Raw genomic sequence first — 24,144 nt, 5'->3', positions numbered from 1 at the left:
ACAACTTCGTACTGTTCGGCTGGGGGATATTTTTGTGGTATGATTTACCAGGCTAATTGGACAGAGTTATCCATATACTACTATCGATCAATATCTCGTTCAATTTCTCCAGTTCGAAGCTGGGGATTTTTATTTATTAGGAAAAAGAAAGATAATAGTCTGTTAATAATTAATCGTTATAATCTAACTTGAGAGGTCTTTGATCTCCTCCTGTATCCAACACACTAGGGCTTGCTTAGGCAAGCTTATTTTTTTTACATTAAAAATCCCCCCAATGCTCACAAAGGCAGTGGGGATTTTATCATAGATTAGCTTCCTTCAGATCTTCCGTTAACTCTTTTAAAAAGGCTATGCGCTGTAAAAGTAATTCTTTGACATGTACAGGCATGTCTTCCTCATACCGTGCGTGGAACTCTATATATTCCGCAAGCTCTTCATTGTAAGTAGATAGGATATCCATTTTATTTAGCAATCTCCTCAAAATTATATTTGTTATTTGGTATTACCTCTTTAGTAAGAAGATATACCAAAACGAATCCCCTCTAAACAAATGGGTAGTGGGGATTTTACCTTTGTTAACTAGACATACGACAAGATCAATGGCTCGATGCAGCGGTTAAGCATAAGAAAGTAGTAGGGGAGGGGGTTCATGGTTCAATCCATTAAAAACAGATCAAGCAACGCCCTTTTTTAGCTCCTACATGATGGAGAATTGATTTTTTCAAAAGTATCCTATTGGAATGATAAAAGCCTTCTACCCACTGTGTAGAAGGCTTATTCCTTTTGGTCAGTCAACATGAATTCGTCATTGCAGTTTTTACATTCATAAAGCCATAATTTATCTGGAATTTCCTCAACGAATGTAAGCTCGTGCCCGCACTCTTCACACATAAGTATATTGCTCATATACCCTCCTTACATGCTCCTAGGCAAATTTCACTTATTTTTGTCCGATTAACTTACATTTCCTCGATCATCTTCCAAACGGTACTTACTATTCCCTCCATAACTCCAGTTATGTCCGCAAGTCAGGAAAGATAATCAATTTTGAAAAGACAAATTTGTTTGTGGCATAGGAAAAGGTTCATATGAGAATACAGTTGTAAGAAAAATGGATGGGGAGATGGTGGTATAGCGAGGTTATTCCCATCGAAGGTGCGAATACATGGTCTGTCTTATGCATGTGGCGTGGACAATCGGTTCTACGCAACCGAAATCCATGAACCGGTCAGGTTCGGAAGGAAGCCGCCTGATTCATAAACGCCACTGTCACTTATGCTATATTCTGATTCGGATGCGAAGAGGGGATTTAATCAGAGAATTGATTGGGCAAAACGGGAGATTTGCTTATCCATTTGAGTTTTCAGCAAAAGAAAGCATCCCCTGTAACGCTTATGTGGTCGTAATTGAAAATATTCCTCATTAGATGACGGATATACAAGGATATACAACCATTTAAAGATTTTGCAGGGTCGGGTGCATAACAGACCGATATAATATTTAAGGGAAGTTGAGCAACACCCTTAATTGCCTTACTCTGTCCAAATTTCCTGCCTCATTCTCCAATGATAATTTAGGGGTATTGAAAACCCGTCTCCTGCCACCAAAATTTAAGTGGTTTACCTTGTCGGTCGGGATGATCAATAAATCTTACTAGAAAGGAGCTTTACAATTATTGAAACAGCTCTCGATCCAGCGCGGTATTTTTCTTGCAGCAATGACCTATCAAGCGATTCAAAAATTCCTAAATCCGGATCAATTTATCCTTCCAAATGGCTTTACCCTTGTGGATACATTAAACGGGGGACGTTTTTTCCCTAGGATAGGATACATTGCCCAATCTGATAAGGAAATTATTGTGGCTTTCAGAGGAACGGAGAATATCTATGACAATCTAATGGATCTTGATATTCTGCCCGTCAAATTTCCATTTGTCCCCAGCGGAGGATCGGTTGTACGTGGCTTTCTCAGTATTTATTCAAGAATAAGGTTTCGGTTGGCGGAAATCCTGCAGAAGCTGTCCTCCCGCAAGGCCCTTTTTATAACCGGACACAGTTTAGGTGGCGCCTTAGCCACAATGGCAGCATTGGACATTGCCATCAATACGAAATATAACAACCCCATTGTCTATACTTTCGCCTCTCCCCGCACAGGGGATCAAACCTTTGCCTCTGCCTATAATCGGGCCATCAAGCAGAGTGCCCGAATCGTTAATGTCCTTGACCTGGTGCCCTACCTTCCTCCTTTTTTCACCCATGTCCAGAAGCGATTCCCCATCTTTTTCAATACCTCCAATCCCTTTAGAAACCATGAAATGGCCCATTATTTTAATGCCGTTTGCCGCTTTCATCCCCTCTTCTGCAGAAGGCTATGCACCAAGAATCCGGTAAATTTTTGCCCCTTATCTCAAAACCGTATGAAGAAGAAACACGTAAAGCGACGATAAGACAAAGGCTAAGAGGTGCTAAGCTAATCAACGACACCGCTAATTAAGGTTGAATACCACCTACTGTGCTGCATGTATTTACACTGCTTAGAGGTGCTAGCCTCATCAGAGTACAGAGAAACTATACGTTTCTCTGTACTCTATTGTTTTTAAGAGGGATGCCCCATTTTCTTCACAAGAATGTAAAACTTGTTGACAAAACACTGTACAGAATTGTTAAACAATTCAATAGGAAATGAGGTATATCTTTAAAACCGTTAGGTATAATAACAACAGTTTTGGGGCGTTTTAACAATAATGGGAGGTAAATTCAATACAGTCTCAATAAATTAGGGATATCTCATACATAACAAGGAGGATCAGCATTATGCAAAAACGTACTAATGAAAAAACAGTCTTTTATGAATATGGTCTGGGAGGTGTTTATGCTGACCTGGAGTTGAATTGGAAGTTGAGCGAGCAAGGGAATTGGGCGGAAGAATTGTTTATGAACGGTTTTGGAAATGAAGAGGACGGATATATGATGCAGCTCGGACATATTGATGCGGGGTTTGAAATTATTGTTTTTGAAAAGGAAGATAAGGATAAAAACCCGGAAATCCCTCATAAATATCTAGCTCTCCAGACTTTCAACCACCACCGGACGGATTTTGTGCTGATCCGAAGCATGACCGATCTAATGAATTATCTAAGTCTTACTTCTCCTATTGTGCAGGCCCAGTGTGCTTCATTAGACATTGAAATGATGCTGGATGACGCTTGGCAGGACTATGACCCCATGGAAGAATCCGAAATGAGGCAAATGTAGTTTTAATGAAAGCCTCCTAGTATATTATTAAGCCTAGACCCCTTATCCGTGATGATATTTTCGGTCATTTGGCTAGGGAAAGTATTACAAAATGTTCAATTACACGGGATTGAGTTTTAAATGGCTTCCCAAAACAAAAGCTGGTCCATGCAGACGATTTAATGGGAAATACTCCATTTATTTTAAAACTGAAGAAAAATATTTAGAAGATAGTTGGAAAAAGTCCACTTATCATCGATAAAACGATCCAAAACGGAGCGATTATGGTGATTAGTAGGCAATTTTCCAACTATTTCTAATGAAATCGTATAAAATTTTATGGTAAGTGGAGATTTTCCATCTATTTTAATGGCACCACCTAAACTCTTCTCGGGAGGGCGGTCGTAAATGAGACAGTGTTACATGACGGAACATTATTACCTGTTCTAGAGTGGAGCAATAGCTAAAGGATGATAGGCAACTCCTTGAATATAGAAGGGATTGGTTGAGATCCCATTGTTGGCGCGCTTATTGCAATAGTATATAAATAGAAAGCGCATTCACAACGATAAAAATGTAAAGGAGTTGTTCAAGTATGCAAGAGCAAGTATTCGGATTTTTTATGCCAAGTGTCAATCTTATGGGTGTAGGAGCGGCCAAGCAAGTAGGAGAAAGAATCAAGTCATTAGGGAAAAAGAAAGCGTTAATCGTAACCGATGCGGGCTTATATAAATTTGGTGTGGCTGATCAAATTGCAGGATACATACGGGAAGCAGGAGTAGAAGTAGCCATTTTCCCTGGAGCTGAGCCGAATCCAACGGATAAGAACGTGGAAGCCGGGTTGACTGCTTTTCAGACAGAAGGCTGCGATGCCATTGTATCTTTAGGGGGAGGAAGCTCCCATGATTGTGCAAAAGGAGTCGGCCTTGTGGCGGCAAATGGCGGGACTATTCATGAGTACGAAGGGGTAGATCGCTCCCAAACACCAATGATTCCCATGATTGCCATCAATACGACGTCAGGAACCGCAAGCGAAATGACCCGTTTTTGCATTATTACAGATACCTCACGCTCGGTAAAAATGGCGATTGTGGATAAGCATGTGACTCCGGCCATTTCGATTAATGACCCCTTGTTGACGGTGAAAAAACCGCCTGCTCTGACTGCTGCAACCGGCATGGATGCCCTGACTCATGCCGTAGAGGCTTATGTATCGACTGCTGCGACTCCGATTACAGACGCTTGTGCCCTACAAGCCATCCGTCTAGTCAGCCAATATTTGCGCGCAGCCGTAGCGAACGGAGAAGACATCGTGGCCCGCGACAAAATGTCCTATGCCCAGCTATTAGCCGGAATGGCGTTTAATAATGCATCCCTCGGATATGTACATGCGATTGCCCATCAATTCGGAGGATTCTATAACCTGCCGCATGGGGTGTGCAATGCGATCCTGCTCCCTCATGTGGAAAGGTTTAACCTGATTGCTAAGCCAGAGCGCTTCGTGGACATCGCCATTGCGCTGGGAGAGGATGCAAGTGGATTATCGACTCGTGCCGCAGCGGAAAAAGCTCTTGAAGCGATCGTTACTTTGGCCCGCGATGTCAATATTCCTAGAGGGTTTGCCGAATTAGGCGCCAAGGAAGAAGATATTCCCCTATTAGCCGAAAATGCGATGAAGGATGCCTGCTCCTTTACCAACCCAAGAAAAGCAACACTTGATGAAGTTCAAGCAATGATTCGCGCGGCTTTTTAATGGGTTGGATGATGGTGGAGACCGTTTCTTTTTAGTCGAGTGGAATTGGCTTATTAAAGCAAAAACTATCATTTGGGGAGAAATAAGATGGAAAAAATGATGGAGATACAAGATTCTGTGCTCGAGCAATTGGAGTATGATATTCATAGGATCATGATCTTAATGGAAAAAATGAATCCTCATTTGAAGCAGCATGATCCGCTGTATGAGGATCTGCTGAACACGCAATTGTTTGGCCTATCCCGCGTGATTGATTTTTTAGTTCGTATGAACCTATTAAGCCCTACTGAAGGAAAGGCCATCATGAATAACTTGGAAATCACAATCAGTAAAAGTTACGAGACATTCAACATGTCTTAAAATACGATATACAGAAGTAAGACAGTTGGAAGGGACAAGCATTTGTCCCTGTTTTTTTGTTTTCAGATGACAAAAAAACGGCCTTCAGCCGACTTTTTGTCCCAACTAGCCGAGAAATCGTCCTAAAACCTTACGAGGAAGGCGCTTTTTAAATCGTTTTTAGATGGTATGAAAATTGCAAATAATGTAAAACATGCTGGAGCTATAGTGAACGACAGGGGACACAATTGAAATAGGAGGTATCTTACGAAATGGTTATGGATCTTTCTCCTGCATCTACGTTATCCGGGATCATTCCTGCTTATATTGAAGACTCTTGGAAGCGTTGCCAATCATTTGGAATTAAAACCACGAATATGGATTTGGATAGCACTTTAGGCGAATATGAAATGCGGGATTATGTTGATCGCTATGCTGAACTTTTGCACTATTCCTCTCCTATTTTGGAAGACATGTTTCAAGATATTGTCGGGACTGATTTTTTGGTGTTGGTGGCTACACCTGAGGGGTATGTCATCAATAGTATCGGAAATGATACCTTTCTGCAGGAGGTTGATCGGGTGGCGCTGTGCAAGGGTGCCAATTGGCTGGAACAATATAAAGGCACGAATGCGATTGGCACTGCCATTACTGAGAAAAAACCAGTCGTTGTCCATGGTAGCCACCATTACTGCAGGGATAACCATTTTCTCACTTGCACGGCAAGTCCTATATTTGGCCCTTCAGGAGAGGTCCTTGGGATCATTAATATGAGCAGCTACAAGTACAATTTCCATCCCTATTCACTGGGACTCGTCAAGCGGGCGGCTCATAGCATAGAGCAGGCCCTCTACATCGCAGGGATGAAAAAGGAGCAAAAGGAGGAACCGGTGAGCGGAGACCTGGATTTCATTTATGATCACCACCCTTCCTCCCTGATTACGGTCAATGAAGGGGGAATCATTACGCGCATGAACTTTTCCGCATCAAAAATCTTAGGATCCAAGATGGTCGGGGAGCCGGTTGGGGCAGTCTTTGAACAACTGGATTCACCTAGCTTAGGTTGGGTCAAAGAACAAAAATTGAGGTTTAAAAATCATATTTTTACGACTCATATCATGTCTGACAGTCAAGACGGAATCCGTCAATTGCTTCTTCGCGGGGAAAAGATGGGGGAGTATGGGGAATTAACGAATCGTTATTCCTTTCAAGATATTCTTTGCGATGACCCTAGGGTACAGGAAACGATAGAGATGGCAAGAAAAGTCGCCCTTCTGGATATCAATGTGCTGCTGTCGGGAGAAAGCGGAACGGGGAAAGAGCTATTTGCACAATCGCTGCATGGTGCCAGCCTCCGAAGCGACAAGCCGTTTATAGCCATCAACTGCAGTGCCATTCCGGAAAGTCTGCTGGAGAGCGAATTGTTCGGCTATGAGAAAGGGGCGTTTACAGGGGCTAAAAGCGGTGGACAAGCCGGCAAGTTTGAAGCGGCAGATGAGGGAACCCTGTTTCTGGATGAAATCGGGGATATGCCCTTGGCAGCGCAAGCAACCTTGCTCCGTGTGATTCAGGAGCGATGCGTGACCCGAATTGGGGGGATTAGCCCGCGGCCTGTTAATGTTAGGATTATTGCGGCCACCCACAAGGACTTGCTTAAAGAAATCGAAGCAGGACGGTTCCGCGCTGACCTGTACTATCGCCTGAACGGATTTACCCTGAAGCTCCCCTCTTTAAGGGAGCGGAGGGATCTGCTCCTATTGGCTGACCATGTGCTTTCCCATCTGCCTTTTGCCAAGACTAAGCCTGTATTGAGCGAGGAGGCTAAGTCCTTCATTTTAGGGTATGACTGGCCCGGCAACTTCCGCCAGCTCCAGAATGTCCTGCAGCAAGCGTCCCTGTTGGCTGATTTCCGACCGATTGAAAGATCCCTGCTTGCTTCCCTTTGCCCGTCTTCTGCTGGTCACTACCAAGAGTCGGTTCTCCAGCAAAAACTTGAACGAGAAGAGGAGGGGGATTGGGGACCTGTTGGAAGATGCCTGAAATCGAATGAGGCGGCCTGCATCAGACAGACATTAGAGCAAGTGAACGGAAACATTTCCCAAGCAGCCAAACGGTTAAATATCGGGCGCAACACCCTTTACCGAAAGATAAGGGCCTACAAGATTTCGTTGTAAGTCCATTACTCATGCCTCCCTCAACGCTGTGGATCTAATCATCTTGGTTTGAAAGACTATCATCAAAAAAGAGAAGCAAAGAAAATGCTTGTGCAGGCTCTCGCCAACATGCACACCCACTCCTTTACTTCTCTTTTTTGTCTTTTTTGACTTCCTTAATTTATTGCGGATAATTCTACGTCTTTACTTTTATTCGATCGATTAAAGAGGTTTAAACTCCAAATGCTCTTCCCATTCCGGATCCACGGATAAGATTCGCTTACAAATGGTTACCACCCTGCGCTGACTATAATCGTATTTCTAAATGCGGTCAAATCAACCACGAGAAAACCCTGTCTTGGTGTGATAGTCTCTCTTTGAAATACGAATCCATCAGTGATAGTTATTGGCCTATTAAGAAGAATTTGTTTTTAGTAAGGTGCAGACCTTGTTTGAACAAAGCGCCTATTTTCCTAATATACTGGGAATCATTATAGACATGTTTTTCTTGGCAGCCTGATGGCACATGACTAGCTTACGAAAAGTATTAGAAGGGATAAGTTACATGAAGAAAATATTTATCAGCGAACAAGGAACCGTAAGGGCTGGTTGGAACGTTTTGGCTACATTACTATTTATTATGGTTATTGGTTTTTTTCTGACCTTTCTTCTTATGATTGTTCTCTCTAATCAAGCGGAGCCTTGGATGCAATTGGTTATGTATATGGGGATGCCTATAGGGATGATTGGGGGCACGTTAATTTCCTTGAAGCTTTTTAACAGAATGAAAGTGATGGATATTGGTCTTCGAGCCCTTAAACACTCCAGTTTGGATCTCGCATGTGGATTAGGGCTTGGGGCAGCTTCAATGACCATCATTTTTTTGATTTTATGGCAAACAGGTGCCATTGCGCTGAAGAATCCTATGCTGGAACCGAAAATAACGAACTTTAGTTGGCCGCTTGTTATTGTATGTACTCGTTGGGTTTTCTGAGGAATTATTTTTTCGTGGATATGTTATGAGGACTTTGGAATCCACAGGTTACCGGAAACCGATCATTTATTTCGTGTCAGCCATCCTCTTCTCTATTGTTCACGGAGCAAATCCTAATGTAAGTCTTATCGGCTTGTTAAATGTGGGTTTGGTTGGCCTGTTATTTGCATATATGTTCGATATTACGGAAAATTTATGGATGCCCATCGGCTATCATATTACATGGAATTATTTTCAAGGAGCCGTCTTTGGATTTCCTGTTAGCGCCCTTAAGTTAGAAGGCTTATATCAAACCGAGATTATAAAAGGAAAAGAGTGGCTATCTGGTGGTGAATTTGGTCCAGAAGCGGGTATATTAGCTACCTTATTAATTCTTGCAAATTATGTTTTTATTAAGTTTATGATAAAGAAACAACGGAGTGTTTCTAATACTTCATGATATTACATTTCAAGGGAGGGCGTCTCAGGTGACACCTTCCTCATATCATCTCTCGTTTATCTTTATTAGGTCTAAAATCTAACACATATGATTACGATTTTTCATAAAATGTATTGCGAGTAGAGAGAATTACAAAATGGAGTGATTTTTTTGAGAACATCACAAACGGGAAGTTGTAGAAATATAATAAACGCTGGAAGACGAAGAATTGAAAGGGAAGTCAATAGGTTTATCTCAAAAACGGGGGCGGAGGACATAAACATCACCTGTTTCCGCGCTAATGGCGGAAAATTCAGCTGTGTGATAAGTACAACGTTTGGTGCTTTTCCAATGATCACAGGACAAACCGCAGGTGCGCGAAAACGAATGTTGCAACGAATCAAATCCATAGCAGCGAAAAGATGAATGAGCTAAAGTTCGCCAGTATGTTTAAATAAATATAAACTCCTTCTGGGGTTCATCAGAATAAGCCTGTATCTTATGTTACTCAGTAATCTAAGTTACAGGCTTCTTTATTCTTTTTTTCTGATTCATAGAAACATTTTACCTCCCTAAAACGTAAGAAAATTATCACAAAATTAGTTAAGTGGATGTAACCAGTGATTAAATTAAATGAGCAGTATCGTTGATAGCATGTACTTGGGATTTGAAGGTCTTAAGCTTTGAAAGAGAGGCTTGGGTCAATACCATACTTAATAATCCAAAAGGCATCCCTAGTATAGATGAATATTTAGAATTTAAGTTGAATGAAAATGTATAGTTTTCTTTTATATTTTTTAGCCAGCGGGAAATACCTTTGCAACCCTTTTATAGGCCGCAAGAATGGACAATCAGGGAATGACCGGGTTGATGCATGCGCTTAATTGTTACAAGGGAAGCAAAATGGAAATGAGGGGTGAAGATGAAATGGAAGCCATCAATCAGACAATGGACAGCTGGTTTTTGGGTGCGATTTGTTGCTTTACTCATTGACTCCATTATTATCTCTGCACCATTCGGTATGGCTTTCTATGTATGGGGTGTTGAAGAGAATTTTACGACCGAAGCGTTATCTAAGCTTGTTTCATTTTTATATCCTTTATTGGTTCCTGTGTTTTGGAGGGGCTATACGGTTGGAAAAAAGGTAATGGGAGTTCGAATCGTGAAGGTAAATGGTGAAAAAGTAGGAATGGGTACTATGCTGAAGAGAAACCTAGTCGGTGGACTAGTTTATATCTTTACTTTTGGAATTGCAGTGATTGTCACTGCATTTATGGTTGGTTTGCGGGAAGATCGCAGGGCTATTCATGATTTGATTGCAGGAACGTATGTGACCAAAAGTTAGTATAGCTATTACCAAGCCTTAAAAAAGGAGCCCATGGGCTCCTTTTGCGTCAGCAGATTAATGCAGTTGTTGCTGGTGAAAGGACTCTTGCGGCATTTGATAGGCGGGTATGACCTGAGCCTGTTGCATGGTCTGTGCCACACGATTTTGATCCTCAGCAGTAACCGATTGATCGTTCACCATAGTCTGATTCAGTCCTTGATTTTCCATCACCTGTTCTGCCAAATTAATCATTTTCCTCACCATCATTCCGCCAACCATTCCGTTGACACGAGACGGCAAAAGACCTTTGTCTATCTCATCATAGTGCGGTATTCCTAATTCGGAAGCAGTCTCGCTTTTAAACCGATCCCACATTTGACCCTTCATTAGGCACCCTCCATGATTTAGACTTAGGAGCTGACACCTTAATAATAATGACCATCATTCACTTGTTTTATAACCAAACAGCAGTTTGTTATTTTATGATCCTGTTTTTGAATAACCAATAAAGCGTGACACCATTTAATAACAGTAGTCACTCCTCTAAATCTATTATAAGATAATTCGGTAGCTTAGATTTAGGAGGGAGAATACTAGACAGCTATGAAAAAAGCAATCCTATTGCTTGTCGTCATGACGTTCTTCACTTCACCTATTATCACTCCGGCTCAAGCAGAGACTTCACCGAATAAAGATAATATGATTTACTTATATGGAGGTTCAGCTGAAACCTATAAGAAACAGTTGGCCATTACAAAAAATCTGGTTGGGACGTTGATCCCTGGTTACTTTGACATTGATTCCAGCGGAAATCTCATCGATAGAGTGGATCCGTCTTTTGTCCGTTACGCACACGACAGTGGCTATAAGATCACGCCATTTATTAGCAACCATTGGGATTACGAATTGGGTGCCAAAGCTATGGCCAATCGGGTCAAGCTGGCTGACCAGCTTGCTCAGGCTGTGCTAAAGCACAATCTGGACGGCGTAAATATCGATATAGAGAACTTGACGGAAAAAGAAAGAACAGCCCAAACGGAGTTCTTGCAGCTCCTAGTGAAAAAGCTTCGCCCGCATGGCAAAACCGTAGCCATTGCGGTGGCTCCGGTTGCTGCTGATACGGATAAAGGGTGGTTTGGGTCTTATGACTTTGAAGAGATTGGCAAGACGGCAGATACAGTATTTATCATGGCTTATGAGCAGTACTATCTAAGCGGGCCGGCTGGTCCGCAGGCAGGGGTTGATTGGACAAAGTCGTCCATTCGCTATCTTTCCAGCAAGATTCCTAAGCAAAAGCTTGTTTTGGGGGTTCCTTTTTACGGCAGATATTGGACATGGAATGTCAAAGGGAATGCGTTTACGTTTGCTCAGGCAGAAAGCTTGATGAAACGAAATGGTGTTTCATTTAAGTGGAATAAAGCCCATCAGTCTACTTTTGCCCTCTTTATTGATAAAAATACAGGAACTCAATACGAGATTTGGATTGATAATGCTGAAAGCTTAAAGAAAAAGATTTCTCTTGTTGAACAGTTTGGCCTGCGGGGCTGGGGAGGCTGGCGTTTAGGCCAAGAGGATCCTCAGATTTGGAGTATGCTGGCGGAGCAGAAGCAGGAGGCACAACCAAGAGAAGGTCAGGGTCAGCAAATTGCTGCTGAAGCCAAAAAGCTTGTAGGCAAGAGAATCACGAACAATAGCTCCTTTGATTTCGTTTCTTCTGTTTATAAACAAAAAGGAGTAAACGTACCAAGTGCGCTGGCAGGATTGAAGAAGGTAGGATCTCTTATTAAAGATCCTCAGAAGCTGCAGCCTGGTGACATCGTATTTTTCGGAAGCAGTGCCAAAAACATATTTGCAGCAGGCATCTATTCAGGTAATGGCAAATTCGTATTAGCTCACAAGCCATACCAAACAATCAAGGAATTGAAGCTTTCTTCAAGTGTAGCGAGGAAATATTATCTTGGGGCGAAAAGAGTAGTCCAATAGACCAAGGGCGGCGTAACCTGCCCTTGTTTTTTTACATTCTCGAAGCAACTTCTTTTAAAGCCTTGGATGCCCTCTGTAAGGTGAGATTCACTTTAACAGTGTATCTGGAACAAATATAAATATTATTTGCCTTCTTTGACAATTTCCTGATTACTGGCTAGAATATCACCAAACATCCACATTGTTTATTTCATTTTTAGGTACAGTTCATCAAGGAGGTAAGAAGAGGATACCTAATTTATATAATACAACCTAGAGTAGTAGGTGTTAGTAATGAAACTGAAAAGGCTTGTTTTAGGCATATCTTTGTTATCGATTATTTTTGTTGGAAATATCGCCATGTCCATTTGGACTTTCAAAGCAGATATTCCTATGCCCAAAACGGATGCGGCCATTGTTCTTGGGGCAGCGGTATGGGGGGCCGACCCTTCACCCGTCTTTAGAGAAAGAATCAATCATGCTGTATGGTTATATAAGCATGGTTATGCAGGAAAAATCATCTTTACGGGCGGATCGGGGTCTTCCGATGAATTAGCGGAATCTTATGTTGCCAAACGGTATGCAATAGGCAGCGGCGTAAAAGAAGAGTCTATCCTGATGGAGGAAAAGTCAAAAATAACAGAAGAAAACTTGAGATACGCTTATCAGGTAGCTAAGGAACATGATCTGCGAACATTTTCAATTGTAAGTGACCCTTTGCATATGAAACGGTCCATGATGCTTGCAAAAGACATGGGTATGGAAGCATATCCTTCCCCGACCCCTACGTCAGTATATAAGAGCATGGATACAAGATTATCATTCTTGGGACGTGAAACCTTTTTCTATATTGGGTATTTGCTAACAAAACCGTTTAGGTAAATATAGATCAAATCCTCATCATACGCGGTGATTCGTTCAGTACAGAGGGGCGGTTAGTTGCTGGCCATGGCAGATTTATTTATCCTTGAAGGAATAGATGGACTTCAAGTTGAAACATTTCGCGCGCTAAAGGAAAGATATTCATCCATCCCTTTATTCATTGGTGTTCGGCCCCAATGTAGCGACCTGGAACAATACATAATGAAGCTTTGACTGCACGGTACAGAACGACCGAAGCAGCTTCTTTCAAGGAGTGGGGATGGCTGTTTCTGATGGGACTGGGTGTTTTTCTGGCTGGTATTATTGCCATGGTGTTTGCCTTGACTCTCGTGATCCTCCCTTACGATGAAACTGGGGGTTCAGAGAAGGAGAGAAATGGGTTTGGTGGACCCTTTTTGTTGGGGGACTGCCTGGATTCATTGCGGGAATTGGCACCCATCTTCATATCGGATACATGGACTTCATTCATTTGCTTCCTGCTTATTTTTTATTGGTTTTATATGTAGTCGGACTGATATGCAGTTTTAGATATCTTCAAATTCGTTCAGCTGCCGGTTAAACCTGACAAGAACAAGAAAGGATGGATGGCATGCGAGTATACATTTACAGCCCGCAAACAGCAATGGTTATTAACAGTGTTCCATTAATGGGGTTTTATTTCTTTTGTAAGTAAAAGAAAAAATGTGATGGAGGACTTTTTTTAAATTTCAACCTAGATGATTTCCTGCATTTTCCTCTTTCTTCTACTCAAGAATCGGACATTTACTTCGCCGTTGCCCTGTTTATTTATATCGAGCCCAAGATTGACCGCATTTAGTTTTAATAAAGTTTTAACTTGCCTTGGTGCGAGATTTCGCCTGCATTGCAAGATTTGGGCCACAATACCGGAAACGATGGGAGTTGCCATACTGGTTCCTGAATTTGTGAAGTACCATTTTCCGACTCGGGCGCCAGGTTTTCTTACATCATCGGTTGAACCTGGTGCACGAAGCGAGATTATGTTTACACCCGGTGCCACAATGTCAGGCTTAGTCCGTCCGTCCCGAGTTGGTCCGCGGCTTGAAAAATTGGCAACTGTATCGTCTGGCTGGGTAATCGTATTATGATCATCCACAGCTCCTACTGTGATTGCAAGTGGACTGTTCCCGGGAGATGTGATCGTATTATTATTGGGCCCTCTGTTCCCGGCAGCTACTGTAACAACCAGACCTTTTTTTACAGCAGCTTCCACCGCCTGACAGAGAGGAGAATCAATACACCTTTCATTTATTTCATCCGATACGAGAGATAAGTTAAGGATGCGAATCTTAAAGCGAGTACGATGATCCAAACACCACTGTATTCCTGCAATAAGATCAGAATTATTAAACCTGCCCTGAGCATTAACTACTTTGACCCCTACTAGATTGGCTCTCGGGGCTGTCCCAATAAATCCTCTTCGCGGTTGTCCATGAATTCGCCTGCGAGACATTCTTCCATTCCCAGCAGCACAACCCGCAACATGTGTACCGTGACCATGGTCATCGTAAGGTACATCATTACGGTTGTTGATGAAATCCCTGAAACCAATAATCCGGTTTCTCAGGTCGGGGTGTGGGAAGATGCCCGTGTCTAGGATCGCAATCGTTATTCCTTTCCCGGTTAATCCACCAGCCCTTTGCGCAACATCGGACCCAACTGCAGATCTACCAATATCAAGCGCAACCCGACCTTTAGCATCTAGATAAATCCGTTTAACCAGGTCAGTTACGCACAATTTCTTGAGATCCGACATTGATATTTTGCCAGATATTGAATTTATAATTGGAAGTTTGTGGGTAATAGTCCAAGTTGAAGATCGCATAAGTATATCCAATGAGTTGAGTAGTACTCGGTTTAATTTTTTCTTGAGTTGAATCATAACAAATAGCCTAGGATTCGTTGTCCCGGGATTACGACTCCATTTTAGGAGAGTTTTTCTGAGAGGAAAATCTATCTTATTCCTGTATTGAAGTATCCAGGAATATTTGCTTTCCATGTATACTGCCTCCTTCAAAGTAACTTGAATTTATAAGATAAGATATTTGCGGAGCTATACTGTCGTTTGGATGACTAACCATGTTTTTAAAAATAGGCTCATTAACCTATAGGATGTAAATCGAATAATTAATTAGAAGTTTCATATCAGTTGCGGAGCCATATAGAAGAAATTGCAGAAGGGTATATGGTGGATAATATCCCAGAAGGTGAGGCGATTCGCAAGGCCATCCAGCAAGATGGGGGACTCCGACACCCTAGGTAAACAATTTCGCCAAACGTACAAGCCTCATACAGAATGGTCATTATTAGGGTTGGTATTTTCCTTTATAGGTATCGGTTTATTCGATATGTACTCCATTGAAAACAGTCATTCTTTGCGAGTAGCCGAAATTCCGCTATTTGTGGACAAGTCAATTGCTGCAGCTATGGGAATCATGATTGCTCAATTTACGTTTCCCCCTTCCGTCCAGGCAGCTATTCCTGAAACTGGATCCGGTTTCACAGAATTTACTACTACAAGTTCCCTTTGTGCCCTTGCTATAATGACAAGGACTTGTGCATTTCAGGGGGGAATGAGATAGTTGATTCGGTTGTTTTTGTTTTTGTTTTTATTTATCTTTTTTGAGACTTCGGTTTCTGCGATGAGTCAAGCCGATCAAATCATTAATACCGGCAAACAATACTTAGATGCGCCATATGTATATGGTGCACCACGAATGCAGGATCAAAATTTTGATTGCTCTTCCTTTACTCAGTTCATTTTTTGGAAACATGGGTATGAGATTGGCTACACCACTCGAGAACAATCGATTAAAGGCAAATATATTCCGTTTGATCAAATTCAAAAGGGTGATTTATTGTTTTTTACTACCCCTAGGCGAAAGGATTTTTCTGGTTTGGAAAAAGTGGGATATGTAGCAATTTATCTGGGAAATGGTCATGTTTTGCATACTTTCCGAGCAGGCATAGGGGTCACGATTAGTCCGATCGGCAAAGGGACGATCTGGTTTACACGATACCTGTTTGCTAAACGGGTGTTATAAAAAGGCTTTTTTGTAAAGAGGCTGGATGGGTTATACGGTTGGAAAAAAAGCGTTATTGTTACTCATTTTTGGCAGCTTTGCGGGAAGATCGTAGGGCTGAATTTCACTCTAAATTACCAAAAAATCGTTTAGGTCAGTTGACTGTATATGGGGGAGAAGATCCAATTACTACTTCAAAAGAAGGTATAGGAAGCTTTCTTGGAACCGGTGGCTCCAGGGCTGGATTTCATTTGTGTTGGCATACGCTTAACCAGCCCAGATGACTTAGCGACATTGGAAAGAGGGAGTTTAATTTTTGAAGCCCTTCACGCACAATTATATTCCGATAAAAATCAATAGCTTGTTAAGCTAAGAAAAGACCGTTCCTGTGAGTGAACGGTCTTTGAAGTGCACTACTCATTTCGGCCAATCAAGCGGATGGTCTTGCCATCCTTAGTAACCAAGTAAAAACTTTTATCGATGCTGCCAAGCACCTCTCCGGAATAATACTGGACCGTAATGCGGTATTTATCAGCCCCGATTTTGGATACGTAAACAAGCTCATTAAACTGTGGAAAACTCACCCATTCAACTGCCTCCGGATTCATAAAGGAATAATGCTCCTCCAGGAACGCCTTTGTCACGGGCAGATTGTTATCTTTCATATACCGTACTAAATCATCAAATCGTACTATGTTATTGTTGTTTACCTGTTCAATGAACCGCTTTACTGTGGAGACCATCGCTTGTTTTTTATTGTTCTCGACGTTATCCGGATAAATTTCTTTGATTTTTGTCTGCACTCGCTTCAGCATGACTGCTGCCTGGGCACGGGTGACCCGTTCCGCTGGCCGGAAGGTCCCATCGGGATAGCCTGCCACCACCCCCCATTTATATAACGGATATACGGTAGTCACCTCATATTCCTGGGAAACATCGATGTCCTTAAACAACGCAGCCTTCGTGTCTCTGTACTTGTCGCCTTCCGATCCGCCTGCCAATGCAGTCAACATCAAATGTGACGCAAGCAATCGGTCGATTGGCGCGGCTGGTTTTCCATAAGGGATAATTCCCGCAGCTAACAGATTGGTATAGGTAGCCTCCGACCATCTGCCCTTGACATCTGTTAAATACAACCCTTGGGTGAAGGAATCAAACTGGCGGCCTGCAATCCGCGGAAGAACTTGCTGCAGCATTGCCATAAATTGCTCCTGGGTTACCACCTCATCCGGTCGGAACGAACCGTCAGGGAACCCCCGAATGATACCCGTTTTCGCAAATTCCGCGATCTCCGAAGCTGCCCAATGTCCATTGACATCAGAGAAATTCGAATGTCCTATTCCTGCCTCTGCATTTGCCTTCTCTGCTACACTCATTAACGATCCGCCGCATGCGAGCACGGAACAAATGAGGAGCGTGATGAACTTTCTAATCGATTGGAACATATTTGCCCCACCTTTCAAAAAAACAATCAGTTTTTGTCATTCCACGGCCATACCATCACAGCACAATAAAGGATTATATTTGACTTCAATAAATACTTCATCATGTTCATTGCCTTTATTAAATCTGGCTTTAATCAATCTAGCTCTATTGTCATTTTTCGCTTCCATGCTGTAAGTCACTGCGACATCGCTAAATCCCTTTGCGTAAAAATACATGTATCCATTTCCCATATCGTAACTATGCAATTTAGATTGATGTTCACTTTTAGCCTTTTTTAACCAAATATTAACATCCTCAGCATTTTTTCTTTCTATCGTGTTACGGTTAAATGAAAAAATAAATGGTTCCTCAATTTCTGTGTGCTCCGTGTCTTTTTGACATCCTAGTAACCCGATTAACAGTGAAATGAAAATGATGCGCACAAAACTTATGGGCTTAAATCTCATCAGCTTCCCCCGCAGTTCAGAATTCCCATTTTGATAGGAAGGTACCCAATTCAATCGATCCGCTAACAACAAGGACAGACAAACCCAACCCACCGACCAATCCAGTGAAGAAGCGTAATGAATTGTTGCTCTGTCTCCACCTTTTAAGCTGAGTATAGCCATCGATTATCATAGGAATATTTAATAATAATCCAATCCAAAAGGGGATACTCCAAGGAATAAAGAGTACAACAGGCATAAGTAAAAAGCCAACCAAAATTCCTGTACATCGGGCGCAGATTGGAAATTGCTTCCCAAAAATGGAGAAGGAGCGTGCTTTCAGCCGATGACAAGGGATGAAAGAGAGAGTGAACAGTTCTTTCATACGTTTCACCACCTAATCGGAGCAGTCAGGCGTGCAGTCACAGTCTAATTGACCTGAGCCTAGGGACAGATAGGCACATTCTCCGCATTTGTCTTTTCTTCGGGTTGCGTAGTAATAAATGGTTTCGACGAATAAGAGCAACCCAAGTCCAACAAGGATCCAGCCGAGCAGATATCTTTCTGGAGTATGAATAAGAAGGTACAATCCTGAACCACATAAGGTCATCGAACAAACCAAAAGTAGATATATCAATGCCCATTCACTTCTGCCTTTCTTGATGTCCCTTCATGCTTGATCCTATTTAACGATTGATCCATGTCACTCAGTTTTCGCCACTCCATTAAGCAGATGATAAACTACATAAACCATCCACAAGTTATGATTTTTTCAATAGGACACCATCCTTATTTGACCGTCCTTACGGTTGACGATCATTGTCATGTTTTTTCTTCAGGAGCAATTTTCCCCAGAATTTGGTTGCTCTAATTGAATTCTATGCAAATTTAAAGATTTAAAAAAGTACCAATTTTGTGTAGTACCTTTTGGCTAAATCAGGTGTCTGTAAACATACCAAATAGGTATCGCGCTGAAGGTACCAAGAAAAGTTAGTACTTTTAAGAATTACCGGAACAAATAGAATGAGGCTAGAACGCAATAACATTATGATGAAGTGATTCGATCGAGAACATTTATAGGGATTTCTGGCAACCAATTTATCTGCTCTATAGGGGTCTGCTCCTATCATGGTAAATGAAAACAACTTTATCGGAGCATCCTAAACTTAAATCATATTTAGGAAGTGAAGTGATTATCATGATTGAAGATGAGAAGGATGGAATGGTTTATCCGTCATTTTCTCCGAATGACAATCCATTTGTTAGTGAAACAAAAGAGGTTAAGAGTAAATTAAAATCAATGGAGAAAAAGATTTCAAACGACATCTTTGATGACGACGATAGCGGAGATTATGCTTCACTGCATTGGAACGAGTAAGATAAAACCTCCTGCAAAAAATTGTAGGAGGTTTTATTGTGGACAAAAGTTAATTAGACGAACAAAAGGTGTAAGAGGGAAGTATTTCTTATGATATACTTTAACCAAATGAGGAATTTGGAGCGGAAATGATGTTGAATTTAATCAGGATCTTAAGAGAACAATTTGGACATTTGTGGACAAAAATTCAATGAAAAACAAGAGATTAGGATTTCGGGTTATCCTTATTCTGGTTTCCGGATTCATCCTTGGAGGAATTCTATCTCCAAAGGATTACACAACAATAAAGCCTGAGAATCCAATATCAGAGAGGACAAAGCTAAAAGCAATAACATTTAATGGAAATATAGAACCTTTTCAACGTTTTGTTTCAATAAATTACGAATTTTATAACGAAACGACGGGATGGGGCAAAGCCAACCGATTAAATTGGAATACACAAAGGCAAAGAGCTGAATTATTGCTTAACGCTTTAGACTCAGTGAAAGTTGACGATAAGAGAGTAAAGCATGATATAGAGAATATAATTGGCTTGTCTAAAATTCTTCAACAATCGAGACAAGATAAAGTTTCTGTTATCTATTTGCATAGAATCTTTCATGATTTAGATAAGTCCATGAATGACTATAAGCATCCAGATGCATTCGGAATGTCGTATACACTCGGAGTCGATAAAAAAAGTCGTTTTTGGGGTGATACTGTCTTTGATATGGAGGACTATATAAAGGAATCTATCAAATAACAAGTATTCTTATCCGCTAAATGGGACTTGATAGCCCCAATAAAAAATAAGAAACACCTCAGTTTAAGGTGTTTGGATCAAATTCAGAAGGTATCTCGATTGTTAAATGGTGCCTCTTCCGCAATTCCATTGCGTATTCGAAAGCACTGTCGTAAGGATTTTCAAAATGTTTTGAATCAAAACAACGCAAATTTTCGAGGTATTCTTCCCGAGTTCCACCTTCAATAGAAACTAAATAATAAGTGTCAGGATAGAATCTATAGTAAGTGCGAATATAGACCAATCTCATTAAAATCACCTCATGATACTATATGAAAGATGAGGTTGTATAGTATACGGCTAAATAGGCTTTTCGCTATAGTGGTTCGAGGGATCTTGGGATGGGACTTTCCTGTTGAACCAATAGAAAATGATGTGTTAAATTAATCCAATTATATGTTATATTTATCCATGGGTACAAGTGAGTTTAGAAAGGTGAGTGGAGATGAGATGAGTCAAGCAGAAGTAAAGCTAGATTTAAGCCGAATTGTATTTATAGGGAGAACATTTGATGAATATATGTCCATGTTCAACCTAACTAAAGAGGAGTTAATAAATCGAAAAATACTTGATTGCCCTGCAGGTGCATGTTCTTTTACAGCAATGGCAAACCAATTGGGTGCGGATGTTACGGCAACGGATATTGCTTATTATCATCCTTTCGAACAGCTTGCAGAAAAGGGATTTGAAGATATCGAACATGCCATGCTGAATCTGGAAAAGGCAAAGAGTAATTACGTATGGGACTATTTTAAATCCGTAGCGGGGTTAAGAAATCATAGAATGCAAGCACTCCATGATTGTGCGAAGGATATGAAACAATTTCCGAATCGCTATATTCCTGCTGTCTTACCTGTATTGCCCTTTAAAGACAAGGAATATGATCTAACTCTATCTGCCCATTTCTTGTTCATGTATGCTGATAGGTTGGATTATGACTTCCACTTGCAATCCATACAGGAGTTAATGCGTGTCACCAAGGATGAAATACGCATTTTCCCTTTGGTTGACCTTTCATGTAATAGATATGAACATATGGATAAACTCATTGGTTATATTCAAAGTCGAGGTTTTACCACAGAAGAAATCAAGGTTTCTTATGAGTTTCAAAAAGATGCCAATTCTATGTTGAAGATTAAAAAAATAATTTGATCAGCGAGGGTGTCAATACCTGAATAAATTAGAAGAGCTTCTTACCTGCACAAGAGTCGGGAGGAGCTCTTTTTGTTTTAGTCGCGAATGTATTCAAGGAACAGGTACTTGGGAAAAGATTTAGCAATTCCATTTATTCGTAACCTCTTCTATGCTTCAATGTGTCACACAGTGTCGCCAATCCTCATATTATTTTGTGAGTTAGGCTATAATCCTTGCTTTTTTGGCTTGTTCGCTGTTATTAACCTCATGCAATGTCACCATATGGCATGCCCTATTGAAAATAGGAAGGATTATTGAACGCTTTTCATATGGAGGGGTACAAAGTGGCTAGAAACAAACTCATCATTATGGGAATTGATCACGGGAATGGATACTTCAAGGGATTCAGCAATGATTCAAAGGGAATCGTTCTGCCGAGTGGTTTTCTTACGAAAGAAAGTGTGACAAGGGAGGATTCAACGGGAAGAGGGGATGTAAAATATAATGAGTTTGAATCCAGTTTATACGCCGGAGAACGTTATGTGTGGGGCAATGACATTAATAAGGCAAAAGGAAATTTCTTTTCGACCTATACCAATGAGGACAGATATGCCCAGAAACAGTATAAGCTATTAAGCCAATTTGGCTTAGCCAGTCTCATTACAGCCAAAAAAGGGACTTTTGACGTTTTGCTCGTCACGGGTTGCCCGCCGCGCGAAAAAGGGACCAAGCGAGTAAATGAACTGATTAAGGTGTTCCTGGGAAAACATGCGGTACAAATGAATAATGCACAAAAAGTGATCAACGTCAGGGAATGCAAAGTATTGCCGCAACCCCTTGGAACGGTTCTGGATTTATATATTGATAAGCATGGAAATGTCGAAAGTGAAGAAATCGCCACTTCCTACATTGGGATCATCGATATTGGATCCGGTACGACCGATTGTGACGGAATTGATTCTCTGAAAGCCATGCCTGAAGATCGGCATACCATCCCCGTCGGAATGTATGAAATTTACCAGCGTCTTGCCGATTATATCAATTCCCAAAACCCTGATGCCTATTCAACAGCAAGAAGTGTGGAACTGCAATTCGAAAGTGATGTTTACCAAGCTTCAAAACGTCTGACTGTCCCTATCAAAGAAACGAAGGAAAGGATTATACGCGAAACGGCCGAATATCTCATCAATCAGCTTCAAATGCGCTGGAAGAACCGAAGCAAGTTTGACATGGTCATTTTGACCGGCGGCGGGGCAAAATTAATGAAGCCTTGGTTTAAAGAATTCATTAAAGACATCCGTGTCATAACGGATTATCAAGTGGCCAACGCGAGGGGCTTCATGAAATTCGGCTTATTGCTATCGAAAGATTACGAGATCCAGCCGGAAGTGGAAAAGGAAGAGGAGATTGTTTCAAACTAGGAGCTGATTCATGTGAAGAAAAGCGAATCGATTGTTTTTGATGTGAATTTCATGAACTTCGAAAACAAGGGCAAAGCCGACCGTTTTTTTACACTGTATAAACAGTTGAGGAGAAATCGTGAATTGAAACGATTTTGCCGAGATGCTTTTATGGAAAAGGCCAATCGATATCTGGGAGGGGTGGACGAACAACACACAGAACTTCAAAATTACATTAAATCCAAAGGGATTCAGTATATCTTAGATGCCATTCATGAAAAGGAAAATCCAAAACCGCAATTAGTGGTTGATCAAAGCGATATCGAAAGAATGACCAACCAAATCATTGAAGCTCTTTCAACCAAGGTCCCCAAGCGCTTGCCCGTTACGGAAACAAAAGAAAACGAAAATACGCAGAATGCTATAAATGTCATCGAAACAATAAATACAAGTGAAATCGAGGTTACTCCCTTACAACCAAAGAAGAAACCTAAAAGTAAAGCGGATAACAGAAAACCTAATATGGAAAAATTAAAGGCGTTATTGTGAAAGAAAAAAGTCCCGGCTCACAATAGAGTCGGGACTTAATACTGACGGCTGCCGCGATGACTATACTAATAACTTCGATTGAAGGAGAGCCATCACTTTACCGCGTATTTTGATATCCTCTTTATGATGGAATGATGGCGGAGTATCCTTTTGCGGATTATAAGGAATTAACGTCACGTTGTCATCGGAAAAATAAACTCGCCTGAGTACAGCGCTTCCATCATGGATGCATACGGCAGCCAAATCCCCGTTTTCAAGTTCGGTTTGGAGTTCAATGAGTACCCATGGGTCAAGTCCATTTATTTTGGCTATGTAATCTTCCTCTTTAGGGGTATACCATAGATAATCCGATTTTCCATCCAGCCAACTAAATGGGGTGCTGAAATAGGTTTCTATGTTCATATGAGTAGTAATCGGATCTTCATACGTGATTTCCCTCACATGCGGAATAGCTCCCCAATGATTGCTAAGAAGCTTCTCAATATCCATTTCCTTCCCTGCTATTAAATAATCAAGCGATACGCCTAATTTCTCCGATAGATTGTTAAGGGTTTCAAGATTGGGCTCCCGTTTATTCGTTTCGTACATGGCGAGAGTACTCTTCGACATCCTCAATTGCTCTGAAAGTTCAGCCTGGGATAAACCAAGCTTTGTCCGGCACTGGGCTAGACGTTCTCCGAAAGAATGTAATTTATTCATCTTTACCACCTAGATAAAAGTTAGTACTTGTATACCATAACCTAAAACGGAAAGATAAGCATCAACTAGTTTCTTTTATGCACAAAATGTGATTTGTGATAATATAGGATTATCACATAGTGTGATTACTATGAAATCCATCTATCGCGAGGATTAAGAGTAGTTTTGACTTTGAATATGTTAATTATTAACAAAGGTTACTTTCATGTTACAACACAACTTTCAGAGCA

The 24,144-nt window shown here is 41.2% G+C and carries 28 protein-coding genes; 19 read left to right on the top strand and 9 right to left on the bottom strand.

Annotated features, from left to right (window positions below; all coding sequences use genetic code 11):
• Positions 1 to 301 precede the first annotated feature (301 nt).
• Positions 302 to 460 carry a hypothetical protein gene (locus tag ABLT31_RS22410; RefSeq protein ID WP_367755891.1) on the bottom strand — a complete coding sequence of 53 codons (159 nt, stop codon included), beginning with the start codon at positions 458 to 460 and terminating at the stop codon, positions 302 to 304.
• A gap of 314 nt (positions 461 to 774) precedes the next feature.
• Positions 775 to 906 carry a hypothetical protein gene (locus ABLT31_RS22405; RefSeq protein ID WP_367755889.1) on the bottom strand — a complete coding sequence of 44 codons (132 nt, stop codon included), beginning with the start codon at positions 904 to 906 and terminating at the stop codon, positions 775 to 777.
• A 277-nt stretch (positions 907 to 1,183) separates the two neighbouring features.
• Between ABLT31_RS22405 and ABLT31_RS22400 the strand changes: the two genes are divergently transcribed.
• The 9 genes from ABLT31_RS22400 to ABLT31_RS22360 all read left to right on the top strand — a co-directional run bounded on the left by ABLT31_RS22400 (position 1,184) and on the right by ABLT31_RS22360 (position 10,235).
• Positions 1,184 to 1,426: a hypothetical protein gene (locus ABLT31_RS22400; RefSeq protein ID WP_367755887.1), complete on the top strand. Its 243-nt coding sequence runs from the start codon at positions 1,184 to 1,186 to the stop codon at positions 1,424 to 1,426.
• Positions 1,427 to 1,675: 249 nt separating this feature from the next.
• The gene (locus tag ABLT31_RS22395) at positions 1,676 to 2,446 is read left to right on the top strand and encodes a lipase family protein (RefSeq protein ID WP_367755885.1); all 771 of its coding nucleotides are present in this window, start codon (positions 1,676 to 1,678) and stop codon (positions 2,444 to 2,446) included.
• Between the two features lie 367 nt (positions 2,447 to 2,813).
• On the top strand, positions 2,814 to 3,254 hold the full coding sequence (locus ABLT31_RS22390) for a hypothetical protein (RefSeq protein ID WP_367755883.1): 441 nt from the start codon (positions 2,814 to 2,816) through the stop codon (positions 3,252 to 3,254).
• Between the two features lie 574 nt (positions 3,255 to 3,828).
• Positions 3,829 to 4,986 (top strand): iron-containing alcohol dehydrogenase, encoded by a 1,158-nt coding sequence (locus ABLT31_RS22385; protein WP_367755881.1) that lies wholly within the window; start codon positions 3,829 to 3,831, stop codon positions 4,984 to 4,986.
• A gap of 87 nt (positions 4,987 to 5,073) precedes the next feature.
• Positions 5,074 to 5,346 carry a DUF1507 family protein gene (locus ABLT31_RS22380; RefSeq protein WP_367755879.1) on the top strand — a complete coding sequence of 91 codons (273 nt, stop codon included), beginning with the start codon at positions 5,074 to 5,076 and terminating at the stop codon, positions 5,344 to 5,346.
• A 251-nt stretch (positions 5,347 to 5,597) separates the two neighbouring features.
• Entirely contained in the window at positions 5,598 to 7,499 is a 1,902-nt protein-coding gene (locus ABLT31_RS22375; protein WP_367755877.1) for a sigma-54-dependent Fis family transcriptional regulator, read from the top strand.
• Between the two features lie 544 nt (positions 7,500 to 8,043).
• Entirely contained in the window at positions 8,044 to 8,472 is a 429-nt protein-coding gene (locus ABLT31_RS22370; RefSeq protein WP_367755875.1) for a hypothetical protein, read from the top strand.
• Entirely contained in the window at positions 8,441 to 8,911 is a 471-nt protein-coding gene (locus ABLT31_RS22365; protein ID WP_367755872.1) for a CPBP family intramembrane glutamic endopeptidase, read from the top strand. The genes ABLT31_RS22370 and ABLT31_RS22365 overlap by 32 nt, the downstream gene beginning before the upstream one ends.
• A gap of 901 nt (positions 8,912 to 9,812) precedes the next feature.
• Positions 9,813 to 10,235, top strand: a complete 423-nt coding sequence (locus ABLT31_RS22360) for an RDD family protein (protein ID WP_367755870.1) — start codon at positions 9,813 to 9,815, stop codon at positions 10,233 to 10,235.
• A 57-nt stretch (positions 10,236 to 10,292) separates the two neighbouring features.
• Here the strand turns inward: ABLT31_RS22360 and ABLT31_RS22355 are convergent, their stop codons facing one another.
• Complete coding sequence (locus tag ABLT31_RS22355) at positions 10,293 to 10,604, bottom strand: alpha/beta-type small acid-soluble spore protein (RefSeq protein WP_367755868.1); 312 nt, start codon at positions 10,602 to 10,604, stop codon at positions 10,293 to 10,295.
• Between the two features lie 216 nt (positions 10,605 to 10,820).
• Here ABLT31_RS22355 and ABLT31_RS22350 point away from each other — a divergent pair, with 216 nt between their 5' ends.
• From ABLT31_RS22350 to ABLT31_RS22340, 3 genes are all read left to right on the top strand, one after another.
• Complete coding sequence (locus ABLT31_RS22350; RefSeq protein ID WP_367755866.1) at positions 10,821 to 12,200, top strand: glycosyl hydrolase family 18 protein; 1,380 nt, start codon at positions 10,821 to 10,823, stop codon at positions 12,198 to 12,200.
• A 273-nt stretch (positions 12,201 to 12,473) separates the two neighbouring features.
• On the top strand, positions 12,474 to 13,061 hold the full coding sequence (locus ABLT31_RS22345; protein ID WP_367755864.1) for a YdcF family protein: 588 nt from the start codon (positions 12,474 to 12,476) through the stop codon (positions 13,059 to 13,061).
• Positions 13,062 to 13,270: 209 nt separating this feature from the next.
• Entirely contained in the window at positions 13,271 to 13,567 is a 297-nt protein-coding gene (locus ABLT31_RS22340; RefSeq protein ID WP_367755862.1) for a hypothetical protein, read from the top strand.
• A gap of 206 nt (positions 13,568 to 13,773) precedes the next feature.
• Here the strand turns inward: ABLT31_RS22340 and ABLT31_RS22335 are convergent, their stop codons facing one another.
• On the bottom strand, positions 13,774 to 14,835 hold the full coding sequence (locus tag ABLT31_RS22335; protein ID WP_367755860.1) for a S8 family peptidase: 1,062 nt from the start codon (positions 14,833 to 14,835) through the stop codon (positions 13,774 to 13,776).
• 451 nt (positions 14,836 to 15,286) lie between these two features.
• On the opposite strand from ABLT31_RS22335, the gene ABLT31_RS22330 reads away from it, so the two are divergent.
• Both ABLT31_RS22330 and ABLT31_RS22325 read left to right on the top strand, forming a co-directional pair.
• The gene (locus ABLT31_RS22330) at positions 15,287 to 15,661 is read left to right on the top strand and encodes a hypothetical protein (protein ID WP_367755858.1); all 375 of its coding nucleotides are present in this window, start codon (positions 15,287 to 15,289) and stop codon (positions 15,659 to 15,661) included.
• Positions 15,662 to 16,123 (top strand): C40 family peptidase, encoded by a 462-nt coding sequence (locus ABLT31_RS22325; RefSeq protein ID WP_367755856.1) that lies wholly within the window; start codon positions 15,662 to 15,664, stop codon positions 16,121 to 16,123.
• A 392-nt stretch (positions 16,124 to 16,515) separates the two neighbouring features.
• Here ABLT31_RS22325 and ABLT31_RS22320 read toward each other — a convergent pair whose 3' ends face one another.
• From ABLT31_RS22320 to ABLT31_RS22305, 4 genes are read right to left on the bottom strand one after another with little or no spacing between them, the layout of a single operon-like run.
• Positions 16,516 to 17,547: an S-layer homology domain-containing protein gene (locus tag ABLT31_RS22320; protein WP_367755854.1), complete on the bottom strand. Its 1,032-nt coding sequence runs from the start codon at positions 17,545 to 17,547 to the stop codon at positions 16,516 to 16,518.
• Positions 17,548 to 17,583: 36 nt separating this feature from the next.
• Positions 17,584 to 17,994 carry a hypothetical protein gene (locus ABLT31_RS22315; protein WP_367755852.1) on the bottom strand — a complete coding sequence of 137 codons (411 nt, stop codon included), beginning with the start codon at positions 17,992 to 17,994 and terminating at the stop codon, positions 17,584 to 17,586.
• Between the two features lie 16 nt (positions 17,995 to 18,010).
• Complete coding sequence (locus ABLT31_RS22310; protein ID WP_367755850.1) at positions 18,011 to 18,358, bottom strand: DUF2085 domain-containing protein; 348 nt, start codon at positions 18,356 to 18,358, stop codon at positions 18,011 to 18,013.
• 12 nt (positions 18,359 to 18,370) lie between these two features.
• Positions 18,371 to 18,583, bottom strand: coding sequence for a hypothetical protein (locus ABLT31_RS22305; RefSeq protein ID WP_367755848.1), 213 nt, complete (start codon positions 18,581 to 18,583; stop codon positions 18,371 to 18,373).
• Positions 18,584 to 19,171: 588 nt separating this feature from the next.
• Between ABLT31_RS22305 and ABLT31_RS22300 the strand changes: the two genes are divergently transcribed.
• From ABLT31_RS22300 to ABLT31_RS22280, 5 genes are all read left to right on the top strand, one after another.
• The gene (locus ABLT31_RS22300) at positions 19,172 to 19,351 is read left to right on the top strand and encodes a hypothetical protein (protein WP_367755846.1); all 180 of its coding nucleotides are present in this window, start codon (positions 19,172 to 19,174) and stop codon (positions 19,349 to 19,351) included.
• 175 nt (positions 19,352 to 19,526) lie between these two features.
• Positions 19,527 to 20,093 (top strand): hypothetical protein, encoded by a 567-nt coding sequence (locus ABLT31_RS22295; RefSeq protein ID WP_367755844.1) that lies wholly within the window; start codon positions 19,527 to 19,529, stop codon positions 20,091 to 20,093.
• A 489-nt stretch (positions 20,094 to 20,582) separates the two neighbouring features.
• Positions 20,583 to 21,284, top strand: a complete 702-nt coding sequence (locus ABLT31_RS22290; protein ID WP_367756142.1) for an SAM-dependent methyltransferase — start codon at positions 20,583 to 20,585, stop codon at positions 21,282 to 21,284.
• A gap of 326 nt (positions 21,285 to 21,610) precedes the next feature.
• Complete coding sequence (locus ABLT31_RS22285) at positions 21,611 to 22,687, top strand: ParM/StbA family protein (RefSeq protein ID WP_367755842.1); 1,077 nt, start codon at positions 21,611 to 21,613, stop codon at positions 22,685 to 22,687.
• A gap of 12 nt (positions 22,688 to 22,699) precedes the next feature.
• On the top strand, positions 22,700 to 23,215 hold the full coding sequence (locus ABLT31_RS22280; RefSeq protein ID WP_367755840.1) for a hypothetical protein: 516 nt from the start codon (positions 22,700 to 22,702) through the stop codon (positions 23,213 to 23,215).
• Between the two features lie 60 nt (positions 23,216 to 23,275).
• Here the strand turns inward: ABLT31_RS22280 and ABLT31_RS22275 are convergent, their stop codons facing one another.
• Entirely contained in the window at positions 23,276 to 23,914 is a 639-nt protein-coding gene (locus ABLT31_RS22275; RefSeq protein WP_367755838.1) for a helix-turn-helix domain-containing protein, read from the bottom strand.
• Positions 23,915 to 24,144 lie beyond the last annotated feature (230 nt).

The organism is Ammoniphilus soli (assembly GCF_040813775.1).
This window is presented reverse-complemented; position numbering and strand designations above follow the sequence as displayed.